Annotated in this window: 13 protein-coding genes and 1 riboswitch; of the genes, 10 read left to right on the top strand and 3 right to left on the bottom strand. The window is 69.2% G+C overall.

All coding sequences use genetic code 11. The features are described from left to right. Nucleotides 1-1,193 precede the first annotated feature (1,193 nt). From KVT44_RS21145 to KVT44_RS21135, 3 genes are read left to right on the top strand one after another with little or no spacing between them, the layout of a single operon-like run. Complete coding sequence (locus tag KVT44_RS21145) at nucleotides 1,194-1,619, top strand: hypothetical protein (RefSeq protein WP_217568127.1); 426 nt, start codon at nucleotides 1,194-1,196, stop codon at nucleotides 1,617-1,619. Next, nucleotides 1,619-2,971, top strand: coding sequence for a hypothetical protein (locus KVT44_RS21140; RefSeq protein ID WP_217568126.1), 1,353 nt, complete (start codon nucleotides 1,619-1,621; stop codon nucleotides 2,969-2,971). The genes KVT44_RS21145 and KVT44_RS21140 overlap by 1 nt, the downstream gene beginning before the upstream one ends. A gap of 4 nt (nucleotides 2,972-2,975) precedes the next feature. Continuing rightward, nucleotides 2,976-3,785 (top strand): hypothetical protein, encoded by an 810-nt coding sequence (locus KVT44_RS21135; protein ID WP_217568125.1) that lies wholly within the window; start codon nucleotides 2,976-2,978, stop codon nucleotides 3,783-3,785. 72 nt (nucleotides 3,786-3,857) lie between these two features. Here the strand turns inward: KVT44_RS21135 and KVT44_RS21130 are convergent, their stop codons facing one another. Together KVT44_RS21130 and KVT44_RS21125 are read right to left on the bottom strand one after the other, a co-directional pair. Further along, nucleotides 3,858-4,079: a hypothetical protein gene (locus tag KVT44_RS21130; RefSeq protein WP_217568124.1), complete on the bottom strand. Its 222-nt coding sequence runs from the start codon at nucleotides 4,077-4,079 to the stop codon at nucleotides 3,858-3,860. A gap of 2 nt (nucleotides 4,080-4,081) precedes the next feature. Next, nucleotides 4,082-4,582, bottom strand: a complete 501-nt coding sequence (locus tag KVT44_RS21125) for a DUF3293 domain-containing protein (RefSeq protein WP_217568123.1) — start codon at nucleotides 4,580-4,582, stop codon at nucleotides 4,082-4,084. Nucleotides 4,583-4,832: 250 nt separating this feature from the next. Continuing rightward, nucleotides 4,833-4,943: riboswitch (SAM riboswitch) on the top strand. 57 nt (nucleotides 4,944-5,000) lie between these two features. Between KVT44_RS21125 and KVT44_RS21120 the strand changes: the two genes are divergently transcribed. After that, entirely contained in the window at nucleotides 5,001-6,053 is a 1,053-nt protein-coding gene (locus tag KVT44_RS21120) for a hypothetical protein (RefSeq protein ID WP_217568122.1), read from the top strand. A 239-nt stretch (nucleotides 6,054-6,292) separates the two neighbouring features. On the opposite strand, the gene KVT44_RS21115 is transcribed toward KVT44_RS21120, so the two are convergent. Next, entirely contained in the window at nucleotides 6,293-7,993 is a 1,701-nt protein-coding gene (locus tag KVT44_RS21115) for a chitinase (protein ID WP_217568121.1), read from the bottom strand. Between the two features lie 374 nt (nucleotides 7,994-8,367). Here KVT44_RS21115 and KVT44_RS21110 point away from each other — a divergent pair, with 374 nt between their 5' ends. The 6 genes from KVT44_RS21110 (at nucleotide 8,368) to KVT44_RS21085 (ending at nucleotide 14,418) form a co-directional block, all read left to right on the top strand. Then, nucleotides 8,368-9,243 (top strand): hypothetical protein, encoded by an 876-nt coding sequence (locus tag KVT44_RS21110; protein ID WP_217568120.1) that lies wholly within the window; start codon nucleotides 8,368-8,370, stop codon nucleotides 9,241-9,243. An 82-nt stretch (nucleotides 9,244-9,325) separates the two neighbouring features. Further along, nucleotides 9,326-10,039: a Flp pilus assembly protein CpaB gene (gene cpaB, locus KVT44_RS21105; protein WP_217568119.1), complete on the top strand. Its 714-nt coding sequence runs from the start codon at nucleotides 9,326-9,328 to the stop codon at nucleotides 10,037-10,039. A gap of 39 nt (nucleotides 10,040-10,078) precedes the next feature. Continuing rightward, nucleotides 10,079-11,698: an AAA family ATPase gene (locus KVT44_RS21100; RefSeq protein WP_099920869.1), complete on the top strand. Its 1,620-nt coding sequence runs from the start codon at nucleotides 10,079-10,081 to the stop codon at nucleotides 11,696-11,698. Then, the gene (locus KVT44_RS21095; protein ID WP_254649660.1) at nucleotides 11,695-12,063 is read left to right on the top strand and encodes a TadE family protein; all 369 of its coding nucleotides are present in this window, start codon (nucleotides 11,695-11,697) and stop codon (nucleotides 12,061-12,063) included. Before KVT44_RS21100 ends, KVT44_RS21095 begins: the two co-directional genes overlap by 4 nt. A 44-nt stretch (nucleotides 12,064-12,107) precedes the next feature. After that, nucleotides 12,108-13,448 carry a CpaF family protein gene (locus KVT44_RS21090; protein WP_217568118.1) on the top strand — a complete coding sequence of 447 codons (1,341 nt, stop codon included), beginning with the start codon at nucleotides 12,108-12,110 and terminating at the stop codon, nucleotides 13,446-13,448. 28 nt (nucleotides 13,449-13,476) lie between these two features. After that, on the top strand, nucleotides 13,477-14,418 hold the full coding sequence (locus tag KVT44_RS21085; RefSeq protein WP_054234988.1) for a type II secretion system F family protein: 942 nt from the start codon (nucleotides 13,477-13,479) through the stop codon (nucleotides 14,416-14,418). Nucleotides 14,419-14,421 lie beyond the last annotated feature (3 nt).

Here is a 14,421-nt window from a genome sequence, read left to right as displayed (position 1 = left end):
GCAGGTGCTGACCGCCTGGCCAGCGCTCGCAGCGTCTCCAGGCCGGCCAGGACCTCGGAGCGATTGTGGGACCTCTTCATCCACGGTGGCAGCCGCGCAAACATTGCCCTCGTCGGCCGCGCCCCACCCCGCTCGCGCAACTGCGCACCGACATAGGCCGAAAGTTCGTCGACGTGCTCCTCGTTGTAGGCCCACAGGACGTGGCCGACGCAACGGGTCTGCAGCCAAAGGGGCTGCCAGAAGAACGGATCCTCACTACCGCCCAGTACCGCGCCGACCAGACCGGCGCCCCGCACCTCGGGTTCCCAGCCGGCGACGGCACCGCACCCTCCGCAAGCCAGACGGCGTGGCTGGAACAAAAGCTCGCTGAAATACCTCGGTGCAGGAAGACCGGGCCGGGGAACCACGAGCGCGCAGCCGCCGCACTGCGGGCAGACCACAAGCATTCGGCCCGCGTACTGGGCCAACCAGCCCCCTGGGTCGTAGTGGCGCGCCGGAGCGTCACCCGGCTCAGAATCCATGGCGAACACCTTCCCAGGTTCGCGACGCCGCCCGCGACCTGATGGTGACTCTCTTGTTCAGCGGGTCCTCAATGATCCGAAGGGGCCGTGTGCATGAGGTCTACGCTCGCGAACTCAGCCGTGCGATGACCAGACTTGGCGCGCTTACTGCGAGGCATGGTCGGCGGCCGGGCGTTCCGTACAGGCGGCGTGCGGCGAGGCGGGCGCGACGAGGTCTGGCCCGATGGGGGAGGGGTACCGGAGTGTGCCGTGCGACGGTGGCACGCCTGCCGGTCCCGCGCCCCGGACGACTGCGCGGGACCTGCAGGTCCGGTCCAGCTCTCCGATCGCGAAGAAGTGGCTGGCCATCCTGCCGTACACCTGGGCAGTAACCGCTGCGTTGTCGCTACCGGCGGTGCGGCCGTGCTGGTCCCGGACAAGAAGGCAGCCGAGCGTCACCGCCTGAGCGAGACCGTGATCGACATCTGTCCGTCGGACGCGGCCGGGAATGCGGGATCGTACGCGAGCGAGCCCCAGGTGTTGATGATGAGGTTTCGCAAACGCCGCATCCGTGCTCTCGGCCACGAACCGTTCGGAGGGCGGCGCAGCTTGGGGCTTCCAGAGGGGCGTCCGTACACAACAGGTAGAGTTGACTGCGGTGTTATCCAAGACGCATGTGCAACGGGGGAATGCATGTCGTTCGAGGAAGAGTGGCGTCAGCTCAAAGCGGATGCACTTCGCAGGTCCAACACACACACGGAACTCGCTTCTGCCGACGGCGGTGCCTCGGCTGCGCCGGGAGCGCAGGGTGTGGACCTCGGGCTGACCGACGCGCCGATCCGTGCCAAGGCGTCGAACCTGCGGACCGCGCACCGCGACGCGCGGGAGAAGTCGAAGCTCGAGGATGCCGAGGCCGTGGGAAAGACGCACGCCGGCTGGGATGCGGGAGCTGCCAGCAATGCCAGTGTGTCCGCCTGGCAGAAACGTCTCCGCGAGCTCAGTGATCTGGTCGAGGACGCCACCGACGCGCTCACCAAAGGAATGGACCAGCAGATCAGTGACGACGGCTCGATCGCGGCACAGCTCAGGAAGTCGGCCGACTGGCTGGAGGACGCCTGATGGTCTCCGTGAGCGACCTCGACACGGCGAAGCCCCAGCAGTGGCGCGACGCGGCGAGCGACGCGGTCGAGGCCGCCAAGCAGTGCGACGGCATCGCCTCCATCGCCCGCGACGAGATGGCGGCCACCCTGCGGCAGTGCTGGGTCGGTGACGCCGGGCGTGCGGCGCGGGAGAAGTTCGTCAAGCACGCCGACGACTACGAAGCGGCCTCCGTTTCCCTTCGCGCACTGGCCCGGGTGTACGACGGCCTCGCCGACGACATCACTGACGCCCAACGCGACCTGCACAGCAGCCTCGACTACGCAGCGCGACACGACCTGAAGGTCGACGACAGCGGTCGCGTCGACTTCGCCCACCCGGTCGCGACGTCACCGGACAGCGATGAACATCAGAAGGTCACTCACGCGCACCAGGTGATCGCGGATGCCTTGACGAAGGCGGACAAGGCCGACGCCGAGGCGGCCCGCACACTGCGGACCATCGAGGGACTGACCGGGATCGGCGATCCCAAGCTGGCCAAAGAGGCCCTCGACGGCAACAGCCCACTGGCCATCGCGCTCCGTCTGTCCGGCGGCCTGGACGGTCTCCACCCGATCAACGTTCCGCCGAACGTCCTCAATCAGGTGAAACTGGCCTCCGCCGAGACCGGGGTCAGCCAGAAGCTGCTGCTCGCCATCTTGTGGCAGGAGCAGCAGTGGTACCAGAACTCCAACCCGAGCCTGAGCGGGCCGCTGACAGAGTTCGGTCGGTTCTTCGACTGGAGCCTCACCCTCGGAGCGAAGCCCGACAAGTCGCTGGGCATCACGCACATGAAGCTGGAAACGGCCCGGTCGGTCGTCGACCAGCACCGCGAGGCGTTCCAGCTCGAAGACGGCAGATACCTCAGCGACCTGAGCGACGCCGAACTCGCCGCGAACATCGAGGGGCACCCCGACCTGGACGTCCGGTTGAGCGCGTACCACCTCTCGGACCTGCGCGACGATCCCTACGGCTCCGACACGGACAAGCAGCTGTTCACCCTTTACGCCGCCGACACCCCTGACGTGCGGGAGAAGAACGAGCAGTACGGTGACGACTCCGACCACCGCGGCGCCGACATCAAGGTGCGAGGCAAGAACTGGGACAAGATGGAGCCGCACCTCGACGACGCGATGGCCTGGAACGCCCTCAGCGACGATGAACGAGCCAGGGCCATAACGCAGTTGGAGTCGCAGACTCCCGCAGGACACCACGTCTCCCTCGACCCGCTCTACAGCACCGGCCAGACCACCGGCACCGGCACCGGCGAGCCCGAACCGGGAACACCGTCACCGAGCCCCGGCCCGACCCCCACGCCGCCAGGAGCCCACTGACCCCATGAAGAGGACCGCACCGGCGCTGATCGCATGTCTTCTGGCGGTACTGCTCACCGCATGTGACGCCGTCAAGGCCCCCAGCTCCGATCAGCTCACCCCCATGCCCAGCAACGTGCCTACGACGCCGCAGTACCGGACGGCGGATGACGTGGTGGCCGCACTCGAGCGAGGGGGCATCACCTGTGACGTGCTCCGGCGCAAGGCCGGCGGCCTCGACTGCAAGACCGCGATCGACGGAGCGGAGGTGGAGAACCAGATCCAGGTGTTGAATCCCAAGAAGTCCAGCCGGAACGAGGTCGGGGACTCCATCGCCAGTTGGCGCAGCAGCGGCAACACCATCGTGGCCGCCGGTAACTGGTTCATCCGCGTCCTGCCCAACGGCTCCCCCGACTATTCCGTAAAGATCGCCAAAGCCGTCGACGCCGTCGTCCTTCCTCCTCTGTATCGCCTGCCCGCCATTCCCCAGAAGCCCCGATACAAGAGCGTTGACGCACTCGCCGACGCGCTGGACAAGTCCGTCGGCTGCGACCGGCGGAAGACGGAGTCAGCCGACCAGGCACTGTGCGAGACGCAGGCGGCGAAGACGCACCCCTGCGGTCGGTCCGGCGACGGACGCGACGCCCACCTCATGCTGCACGACAGCTCTGCCGCTCGGAACGACTACATCCGGCTGCTCCTCAGCGACGACCACGTTCCGTACTACATCGCCACGGCCGGGAACTGGACCATCCAGTTCTGCGACGCCGCCACCGGGCAGGAAGCGGCCCGGGAACTTGGAGGGGTCGTGGTCGACCACAAGACGAACAAGTGAACCGGTACAGCGACGCAGTGCGTCGCGACCGCCGGGCCGGGGATGCTCGCCGTTCCGCCGAGCATCGTGATCTCAGTCGGTGCCGTCCACACGGGAGCGGGCCAGGCCACGCAGCGGGGACGTCTTGTCCCACACGTGCCAGCGCGCCCCGCACAAGGGGTCGGTCTCGTACGTCACCTCCGCGGGAAACCCGTCGACCCTGACCCGCTCGGCCGGCGGGCCGTCAAGAGTTCTTCCGAGGGTTCTGCCGCAGCGGGGACAGTGGTCCGGGGTCCGCATGGGGTACATGCCCATCGTCACCGCTCCTGTCGTACGCCGGTGCCTGTGGTCTTGGTGAGCGCCGCCCATCCACTCACGGCTGCGGTGTCGCCGTCGCACGACGACACACGCCATGCGTCGGGAGTCCAGGTGAAGATCGCGTCCTGGCCGAAACGCCGCCCCAGTTCGCGTGCCGCGCTGTCGCTCATGCCCGTGACGGCGACACTCTCCTCGACGTGCGTGCCGCGCGCGTCGCCTCCTGCCGCGGGCCACCAGGTGAGCCGCTGCCGGTTGAGCTCATCGATCAACAAGCTCTGAGCGTGGGCGTTGTACTCGGCAGAGGCGGTATGACCACGAGGATTCCAGGCCGTGATCACGTGAAGGGCGGTGTTGCCGGCCGGTTCCGGGAAGGATCCCTCGGCCGTGCCCGGCGAACGCGGTTCGACCCGTACGGTCCGGTCGTGGAAGTGGATGTCCACGACCGCGTGACGGTAGAGCTCCCAGTTCTGGGGCGCACCGGATGCGTCGGTGGTGTGCACAAGGGCCTCCTGTGGAACGAAGGACCCCCTTACACGCCGTGCAGGGAGATCGATGCCTGCCCCCATGGGCATGGGAGCACGGTGTGGCCCGGAAGGTCACCCGCACGGTGTGCGCGATGGCCGACCGGTGGCTTCCCCCGGCCGAGTTCGGCCGGGTCGACCGAGTCGCAAGGTGTCACGCATCGGATCCTGGAGCAAGGGGTTTCGGATCACGTTGCGAAGGCCGGTCAGGAGTGTTAATTTCCCGCTCGGTCACGAGTTCCAGCGCCAAGTCCCGGCTTGCTGGACGGCATCCCGTCCGTCGCGGATGTCCCCGGGGGACGGCCGATCGCCGCGCGTGGTGCGTGGTGAACCGCAGATCACCGGGGTGCGGACAGTGCGCTACCGGGGTCCTTCGACTCCGGGAGGCTGCCCGACCATGCCCGTTCCCTCCGAGACCGAGCCCGACCGCGCGGGCCTGCCGGTCATCGAACTCGCCGCCGCACGGGTGCTGTTCCGAACGGCCGAGGCGAGCGGCCTCGGTTCGCCAGGGACTGATGACCTCTTCGGCGAATGGCTCGACCGCGGCTTCGACATCGCCTTCTACCGCTCCGCGGACCGGCCTCTGCAAGCGCGTGCCGTCGAACAACGGGACGACGTGCCCGAGTGGCTGAGCAACAGCCGTATCGGCAAGGCCCCCTTGGAGGCAGTCTGTCTCAACCCGCGCCGGGATGCTCCCTCCCCGGGTGAGGAGCCCACCCCGGTGTCCCCAGAAGTCGAAGGGACCTCGGAACCCGAGGAGACCACCGAGTCCGCCGAGGGGACGGACACGTGCACCTGCGCGCATGGCGGCATGCCTGGCCTCTGTTGGGGACACGAAGCCGACAAAAGGCAGTACGCGAAGGTGGAGAACCAGGACGAGGACGACGAGGATGACGAGAACGATGACTGCGTCCTGGTGGTTGTGGACGACTTCGCCGAAGGGATGGCGAACGATCCGATCTACGACCTGAGTGACACACTTCCCCCCGACTTCGACAGGCGCTCGCTGCGGGGGCTCACCACCCTGATCGATATCGCCCAGGCGAGACTGGACAGGGAGGAAAGGACCACTGACGGGCCGTGGCAGCTCTGGTGGTCCTCCTGCGGCAGCGACGTCGCAGGGCCCCTGAACGCAACCGACGACACCGATTCCTCCAGTGCCGATTCGGACGAGGGAGTGGACGACGGCAGCTGCTATGTGTCCCTCCAGAACGACGACGACCACACCGTCGAGGTCATCAGGGCGCGCGGGGCGGAACAGCACGTGATGTACTCCGCGCCCGCCTGGGAGCCCGGCAGCGAGCCTCAGGTCCGTGATACTTCGGATGCGCTGCGGAGCCTCCTGGACCGGGTGACGGAACAGGTGCGCGAGGCCGGCTACACGGTGGCGGGCGACTGGACCGTCAACTGGTCACGCTGCTACGTGCTTCTGGCCAACCGGGACTACTGATGGCCATGGCCGCGCTGCCCTCCGCCGTCTGGTCCCGTTGGCGACGAATTCGGCAGTGCTGAGCGTCAAGGTCTCCCTGAGGCCGAAGACGTACGGACGGCCCCGGAGGTCCGGCCGGGTCGCCGAAACAACCCCGCGGCCCGCCACCGCCGAAACCGTTCGCACCTGGCAACAAGCCGGGATGCGATGACAGCTCCGGGCGGGGCGGGCCGTGCTCAGGGGGCGTGGAGGCAGGCGCGTCAGCCGAGCGCGTGCACGTGCGCCCCCACCGAGTTCGACCACGCGTTGCCCGCCGCCGCGTCCCAGTTCGTCGACCAGGTCATCGCGCCGCGCAGGTCCGGGTAGGTCTTGGAGGGCTTGAAGGAGCCGCAGTTGGTGCCCTTGGCCAGGCAGTCCAACGCGTTGTTCACCACCGTCGGAGACACGTAGCCGCTGCCCGCGCCGCTCGTCGAGGCCGGGAGGCCCAGGCCCACCTGGGAGGGGGCCAGGCCGCCCTGGAGCTGGATGCAGGCGAGGGCGGTGAGGAAGTCGACCGAGCCCTGGCTGTAGACCTTGCCGTCGCAGCCCAGCATCGAACCGCTGTTGTAGTACTGCATGTTGACGACCGTCAGGATGTCCTTGATGTTCAGGGCGGTCTGGAAGTAGGTGTTCGACGTGGACTGCATGTCGATCGTCTGCGGGGCCATCGTGATGATGAGAGACGACCCTGCCTTGGCGGAGAGGGACCTCAGGGCCTGCGTCATGTACGTGGCGTTGAGGCCGTTCTCCAGGTCGATGTCGACGCCGTCGAAGCCGTACGTCTGCATGAGGGAGTAGACGGAGTTCGCGAAGTTCGTCGCGGACGTGGAGTCGCTGATCGACACCGTGCCGTTCTGGCCGCCGATGGAGATGACGACCTTCTTGCCCGCGGCCTGCTTGGCCTTGATGTCCGCCTTGAACTGGTCGACGGTGTAGCCGCCGAGCCCGGCCGAGTCGAGGTTGAAGGTCACCGCGCCCGGCGTGGTCGTCGCGTCCGCGAACGCCACCGCGATGATGTCGTACTGGGACTGCACGGCGGAGATCTTCTGGACCGTCGCGCCGTTGTTGAAGTTCTGCCAGTAGCCCGTGACGGCGTGCTTGGGCAGGGAACCGCCGCCACCGCCGCCCGAGGACGCGGTCGTCGTGCCCGTCACCGCCGTCGACTTCGCCGACTCACCCGCCGCGTTCGTCGCCGTGACCTGGAAGGAGTACGAGGTGGAGGCCGCGAGGGACGAGACGGTCGCCGAGGTCCCCGTCGTCGACTGGACCTTCGTACCCGCCTGGTAGACGTTGTAGCCCGTCGCGCCCGACACCGTGTTCCAGGAGAGGGAGACGGAGGAGGACGTGGCGGAGGAGACCGTCAGACCGGTGGGTGCCGCCGGGACCGTGGGGGCCGGGTCGCCGCCTCCGCCGCCGTCGGGGCCGAAGACCGAGAGGTCGTCGGCGTAGTACGGGGCCTGGCCGTACCACCCGTGCGTGTACACCGTCACCGAGGTCGTCGACGCGCCCGTGGTGAAGGTGGTCGAGAGCTGTTTCCAGGAGGCGGAGTCGGGGGTCCAGGTCGAGACGTCCGTGGTGCCGGTGCCCGTCACGCCCAGGTAGGCGTATCCGCCCTGCAGCCACGCGCTCAGCGTGTACGTCGAGTTGGGCTTGACCGCGACGGCCTGGGTGCACTGGGCGTTGTCCTGCCCGGCGGGCGTGCCCTTGAGCGCGGCCGAGCCGCCGTGCACCGGCGAGGAGACGGTCGAACCGCTGCCCGCCGTACAGGTCCAGTTGCTCAGGCCCGACTCGTAGCCGCCGTTCTTGGCGTTGTTGACGTCCGCCGCCTGGGCCTGGCCCGCCAGACCGGTGAGGGAGAGGACGGAGGCGGTGACGACGGCGGCGAGGGCGCCCGCCCATCTCCGTCGGGGCGGTCGGGGCATACGTATGACGCGGTCCACTGGGACCTCCGGTGAGGGGAGGGGAGGGGGGAGGAGAAGGGGAGAACCGGGGTGCGGAACGGTGGCCACCGTCGTACGTTGCTGGCGTACAAGTTGGTCCAGACCAATTGGGTTGTCAAGACCTCTGGTGGGTGACAGGGGTGGCCGGGTGCCCCAATGGGCCCAAAGAGTGGGCGACTTGTGGCATATTCGTCTCACTCTCCGTTGATCAAGGCCGTACCTTCCGTGAGTTGATGTGGAAGATTCGGTGTTGAGGCGGCCATGCCGTGGATATGGTGCTGATGCAAGAGGACGTCACAGGGGCCATCTGAGGCGGTGGTCGACCACCCCGCCACAGTGAACGGGGTGTGTGCAGCGTGCCGACCGCGATAGCCGTCACCAGTCCCGATCTGGTGCTCCCGCCGCACGACCGGCAGACCCCACCCGCCGTGGTCCAGCCCCTCGACAGTCTCGAAAGCTCCCTCACGGGCATGCACGCCCTCATCGAGCAGCACGGATACGTCATCGCGCTCTACCCGGCCTCGGCCGAGGACGCGGTCACCCGGCGGCTGCACACCGTCCGCTCCGTCCTGGAGAGCGACCGCATCGCCCTGCTCGGCATCGACCTGCCGCCGCTCGGAGTGGCCCTGCTGGCCCAGCAGTTGCGGCAGCTGTCGGTCTGCGACTTCAGCCCGGGCGTGCTCGCCTCCTCCGCCCGGCTGCTCGCCCACTACATCTACGCCGGCGCCCTGCTCGGCTCGGTCGCCAAGCTCGACCGGGTCCCGGTGACGCTGAAGTCGCACGCCAAGTCATGGGTGCCGGGCGCCCAGTTCGCCGTACTGTCCCATCCACGCCCGCAGCTGGCCCGGATCGGTCAGGACGAGCTGACCGGGCCCGAGTTCGGCACCCGGCTGCTCGTCGCCGCGGGCCAGCCGCCCTCCGACTGGGTCACCGCGACCCTCGCGCCCGCCTGGCGTGTGCAGGGCGTCGCGACCGTACCGCTGCCGCAGGAGTCGGCCCGCTGGTGGGGCACCACCAAGCTCGCCGAGTTCGCCGCCGGTCTGTACGACGTCTCCGTGCTCTACCAGCTCGTGTCGTCCGTCCGCCGGGAGGAGTGCCACTGGTGCGGTCTCGAACTCATCGGTGACCGATGCGGGTTCTGTGCCGCGCCGCTGCCCCCGCCTCCCGAGCTTCCGACGGCCACGGTGCGGGCAGCATCCTCAGTACGCGCTCTGCCCCGAGGCGCAACTTGAGCACCCGCAGTACACGTGAAGAGCACCAGGCACGACCGCTCGACCCCGCCGTCCCCGCCCCACGATCGAGGTTGTCCGCGTCATGAACTCACGCCAGCGCCGCGGCGTCATCCTGCTGGTCCTGTCGGTCCTGTGCGCCCTGGGCGCCTTCGCCGGAGTGCTCTCGGTGATCCGCGACGTGAACTCCAAGGTCGGCCCGGAGGTGGCGGCGTACCGCCTGAAGAACGACATCGCGCCCTACAAGGAGCTGTCGGCCGACCAGTTCCAGAAGGTCTCGATGCCCAAGCGCTGGCTGTCGAGCACGGCGGTCACGAACCTAGGCCAGATCCGCGGGAAGATCGCCGTCACCCAGCTCCAGAAGGGCTCCCTGCTCCAGACCGACATGATCGTGGACCGGCCCGCGCTGGAGGCGGGCCAGCAGGAGATCGCGATCATGATCGACGCGGCGACCGGTGTGGCCGGAAAGATCGACCCCGGCTCCAGGGTCAACATCTACGCCACCTTCAAGGCCGAGAACGACAAGCAGAAGGACCAGTCCAAGGTCATCGTGGCGAACGCCCGCGTCATCGACGTCGGCAAGCTCACCGCCCTCGACCCCGGCCAGTCCAGCAACGACCGGCGCAACAGCGCCACCCAGGCCGTCCCCATCACCTTCGCGCTCGACACCGCCGACGCCCAACGCGTCGCGTACGCCGAGTCGTTCGCCGAACACGTCCGCCTCGCCCTGGTCGCGGGCGGCTCCGACGCGACCGTCGCCCCCGGCGACCGTACGTACACCCTCGACGAGGACAAGTAGGAGGCCGCGCATGAGGTCCACGCCCACGGGGCTGTGCCGATGACCATCCGTATCCTCCCGGCCGTCAGTGACGTCGACTCGGCCCGCGCGCTCGCCACTCTGCTGAGCCAGCTCGCGGACGCCGAGCCGGCCCCGCCCGTCCCCGACTCGACGGCGCTCCTCGACACCCTGGCGCGGCTCGCCGCCGAGTCCCTCGACGAACTGCCCGAAGTGGTCCTGGTCCATGAACGCATAGGTCCCGTACCGGCGTTGGACCTGATTCGCGACGTGGTCATGCGCTTCCCCGCGATCGGCGTCGTCTTCATCACCGCGGACACCAGCACCGGTGTCCTCACCGCCGCCATGGACTCCGGCGCCCGCGGCATCATCGGCCTCCCGCTGGGCTACGACGCCCTCGCCGAACGCGTCCAGGCCGCCGCCGGGTGGTCGCTCGGCATGCGCCGCCACCTCGGCAGCGGCACCCCCGAGCTGTACGCGGGCCCCGGCGGCACCGTCGTCACGGTCACCGGGGCGAAGGGCGGCGTCGGAGCGACGGTCACCGCCGTCGAACTCGCCCTCGCCGCCCAGGCGTCGGGGCGCAGCGTCGCGCTGGTGGACCTCGACCTCCAGTCCGGGGACGTGGCCTCGTACCTGGACGTCCAGTTCCGGCGGTCGATCGCCGACCTCGCCGGAATCAGCGACATCAACCCCCGCGTCCTCCAGGACGCCGTCTACACCCACGACAGCGGAGTGGGCCTCCTGCTGGCCCCGGCCGAGGGGGAGCGCGGCGAGGAGGTCACCGACCGGGTGACCCGCCAGGTCCTGAGCGCCCTGCGCTCCCGCCACGACGTCGTGGTCGTGGACTGCGGCGCCCAGATGAACTCCGCGACCGCCGCGGCCGTCGAGATGGCCGACCGGGCCCTGCTCCTCGTCACCCCCGACGTGGTCGCCGTGCGCGCCGCCAAACGCATGGTCCGCATGTGGGACCGCCTCCAGATCCGCAAGGCGGAGGAGACGACCACGGTCGTCAACCGTTTCGCCCGCGGTACGGAGATCCAGCCCTCCCTCGTCGAACGCGTCACCGGCACCAAGGTCGCCCGCACCCCCGTCCCCGCCGCCTTCAAGGAACTCCAGTCCGTCGTCGACGCGGGGCGCCTCCAGGACCTGGACACCCGCTCGACGGTCAAGCAGGCGCTGTGGGCGCTGGCGGGGGAGCTGGGGCTGGTGGTCGCCCAGGAGACCGGCGGGGGCGGCGGCAGGCGCCGCAAGGCCTCCTCGGACCGGGGCGCACTGGCCCTGCGGCGCAAGGGCGGCGACCGGGGCGCGGTCACCCTCGAATTCGCCGGCATGTTCCCCATCCTGCTCGTCGTGATGACGATCCTGTGGCAGTGCGTGCTGTACGGCTACTCGTACTCGCTGGCCGGGAACGCGGCGGACGAGGCGGCGCGGGCGGCGACGGCGGCGTACGCAGTCAACGGTGACGTACCCGGGGCGTGCCAGACGGCCGGGAGCAAGCATCTGCCGGGCGCCTGGAACGGCGCCGAGATCCGCTGCGGCGCGGCGGGCTCGGTCATGAAGGCCACCGTCGACGTCAAAGTGCCCCTGTTCTTCCCCGGCTTCGACGCCGGGTGGCGCGTGAAGGGGAACGCGGGCGCCGCGCTGGAGGGGAACAACGGATGAGGCCCTTACGGTGGCTGAGGCGTCGGCTCCGCGACGACCGGGGCGTCTCCATGCTGGAGTTCGCCGGGTTCCTGCCCATCCTGCTCCTCATCGGGATGGCCGCCATTCAGCTCGGCCTCATCGGCTACGGGATCAACCAGGCGGGGACGGGGGCGCGGGCGGCGGCACGGGTCGCCTCGCAGGGCGGCGACGGCACGGCGGCCGGACAGGCCGCGGTGAGCGGCTGGCTCAACCCGAACATCCCACCGCCCGCCCAAGGCCCCGACGTCACCACCGCCACTGTCACCGTCACCGTCCCCGGAGTCATCCCCTTCTTCGGCCCCTACCCGGTGACCCGCCACGCCACCATGCCCACCGACAACTGACCCGGAAACGGACAACCGACGAATGACCGGGAGGAGCTGAACCCATGAGTCTGCGCAGCCGACTCTCCACCCCCGACGAGTCGGGCCCCGCCCGCGAGGACGGACACCTCGTCGCCGTCTACCGAGCCAAGCTCCTCGAGGAGATCGACCTCGCGGAGATGTCGAGCCTGGCGGCGGCCGAACGCCGGGTACGCCTGGAGCGCGTGCTCGGCCACATCATCAGCCGTGAGGGCCCGGTCCTGTCCTCCACCGAGCGCTCCCAGCTGATCCGGCGGGTCGTCGACGAGGCCCTCGGCCTCGGCGTCCTGGAACCGCTGCTCGCCGACGCGTCGATCACCGAGATCATGGTCAACGGGCCGGACTCCATCTTCGTGGAGCGGGCGGGACGGGTCGAACAGCTCCCTCTCCGTTTCGCCTCCCACGACCAGCTGATGCAGACCATCGAGCGCATCGTCTCCACGGTCAACCGCCGCGTCGACGAGTCGAACCCCATGGTCGACGCCCGTCTCCCCACCGGCGAGCGCGTCAACGTCATCATCCCGCCGCTCGCCCTCACCGGCCCCACCCTCACCATCCGCCGCTTCCCCCGCGCGTACACCCTGCCCGAACTCATCGATCTCGGCTCGCTCGACGAGCAGATGCTGATGCTGCTCGCGGCCTTCGTGCGGGCCCGCTTCAACGTCATCGTCAGCGGCGGCACCGGCAGCGGCAAGACGACCCTGCTCAACGCCCTCTCCGGCCTGATCCCGTCCCGCGAGCGCATCATCACCATCGAGGACTCGGCCGAACTCCAGCTCCAGCAGGAACACGTCATCCGGCTGGAGTCCCGCCCACCGAACGTCGAAGGCAAGGGCCATATCACCATCCGCGACCTGGTCCGCAACTCCCTCCGTATGCGGCCCGACCGCATCATCGTCGGCGAGGTCCGCGGCGGCGAGACCCTCGACATGCTCCAGGCGATGTCGACCGGTCACGACGGGTCCCTGGCGACCGTGCACGCGAACTCCGCCGAGGACGCCCTCATGAGGCTCCAGACCCTCGGCTCGATGTCCGAGGTCCAGATCCCCTTCGAGGCGCTGAAGGACCAGATCAACTCGGCCGTGGACGTCGTCGTCCAGCTCACCCGCCACGCCGACGGCTCCCGCAAGGTCACCGAGATAGCCCTGGTCGTCTCGCACGGCCGCGAACAGTTCCGCGTCATCCCCGTCACCCGCTTCGTCCCCCGCCCCGCAGGACCCGACCGTGTCGTACACGGCCGTTTCGAGCACCTTCCGGTGCCGCGCCAGGTCGCCGAGAAGCTGTACGTCGCAAACGAACCGCTGCCGCCCGCGTTCGGCGTGGCCGAGGTCCTCGACGTACTCGACACGAGGCGGGCCATCGGATGACCAACCCCGCCCCCGAAGGGAGGCAGTCATGAACGACCCCGCACTCCTCGCCCTCGGCGCCACCGTGCTGTGCGGCACCCTCGCCGTCGCGGGCGTCCACATGTACGCCTCGGGCCGTGCCCAGCGCCAGGCCCTCGTCGACCGCCTCTCCGGCGGTGGCCCGCTGCGCACCGCGGCCGGCCGCGTACGCCGTTTCGCCGCGATCGACCGCCGGCTGCGCCGCACCCGCCTCGGCCGGACGATCCACCTGCGCCTGTCGGCGACGGGCCTGGACGTGACGGCGGGGGAGTTCGCCACGTACGTCACCGCCGTCGTCGTCGCGCTGTGGCTGATCGCCGCGTCGGTGCTGGCCCCCTTCTTCGGTCCTATCGCCGCCCTCGTGGGCGTGTGGAGCGCGGCCATCTTCCTCAACTGGCAGCGCCAGAAACGCATCGAGGCCTTCATCGGCCAACTCCCCGACGTCGCCCGCCTGCTGGCCAACGCGACCGCCGCGGGACTGGCCCTGCGGACGGCTCTGGCGATGGCGGCGGAGGAGCTCGAAGCCCCCGCGGGCGAGGAACTCGCGCACGTGGCCGACCAGTTGATGCTGGGCCGCACCATCGACGACGCCCTCGGTGAACTCTCCGAGCGCCTCCCGTCCCGTGAGCTGATCGTCCTCGTCACGACCCTGGTCCTCGCCAACAAGGCGGGCGGTTCGGTCGTCAGCTCCCTGCGCAACCTCACCCACACCCTGGAGGACCGCAAGGAGACCCGCCGCGAGGTCCGCACCATGCTCTCCGAGGTCAACGCCACCGCCTTCACGGTCCCGATGCTCGGTCTGGGCTCGCTGCTCCTGATCAACTCCTCGAACGAGGGCGCCCTCGCCCGCGTCACCGGCTCCGGCCTCGGCCAGACCCTCGTCCTGATCTCGCTCGGCCTCTACACCGTCGGCTTCTTCGTCATCCGCCGCCTCGGCAAGATCGAAGTCTGAGAG

This window comes from Streptomyces sp. GbtcB7, from assembly GCF_019091445.1.
Lineage (GTDB): Bacteria > Actinomycetota > Actinomycetes > Streptomycetales > Streptomycetaceae > Streptomyces > Streptomyces mirabilis.
Note: the sequence above shows the minus strand (reverse complement) of the source record. Positions and strands in the feature narration are given on the sequence as shown.

Coding starts and splice junctions, on each gene's coding strand:
- KVT44_RS21145 (WP_217568127.1), top strand. CDS start 1,194: ATGTCGTTCGAGGAAGAGTGGCGTCAGCTCAAAGCGGATGCACTTCGC.
- KVT44_RS21095 (WP_254649660.1), top strand. CDS start 11,695: ATGAGGCCCTTACGGTGGCTGAGGCGTCGGCTCCGCGACGACCGGGGC.
- KVT44_RS21135 (WP_217568125.1), top strand. CDS start 2,976: ATGAAGAGGACCGCACCGGCGCTGATCGCATGTCTTCTGGCGGTACTG.
- KVT44_RS21130 (WP_217568124.1), bottom strand. CDS start 4,079: ATGGGCATGTACCCCATGCGGACCCCGGACCACTGTCCCCGCTGCGGC.
- KVT44_RS21120 (WP_217568122.1), top strand. CDS start 5,001: ATGCCCGTTCCCTCCGAGACCGAGCCCGACCGCGCGGGCCTGCCGGTC.
- cpaB (WP_217568119.1), top strand. CDS start 9,326: ATGAACTCACGCCAGCGCCGCGGCGTCATCCTGCTGGTCCTGTCGGTC.
- KVT44_RS21085 (WP_054234988.1), top strand. CDS start 13,477: ATGAACGACCCCGCACTCCTCGCCCTCGGCGCCACCGTGCTGTGCGGC.
- KVT44_RS21115 (WP_217568121.1), bottom strand. CDS start 7,993: ATGCCCCGACCGCCCCGACGGAGATGGGCGGGCGCCCTCGCCGCCGTC.
- KVT44_RS21100 (WP_099920869.1), top strand. CDS start 10,079: ATGACCATCCGTATCCTCCCGGCCGTCAGTGACGTCGACTCGGCCCGC.
- KVT44_RS21140 (WP_217568126.1), top strand. CDS start 1,619: ATGGTCTCCGTGAGCGACCTCGACACGGCGAAGCCCCAGCAGTGGCGC.
- KVT44_RS21090 (WP_217568118.1), top strand. CDS start 12,108: ATGAGTCTGCGCAGCCGACTCTCCACCCCCGACGAGTCGGGCCCCGCC.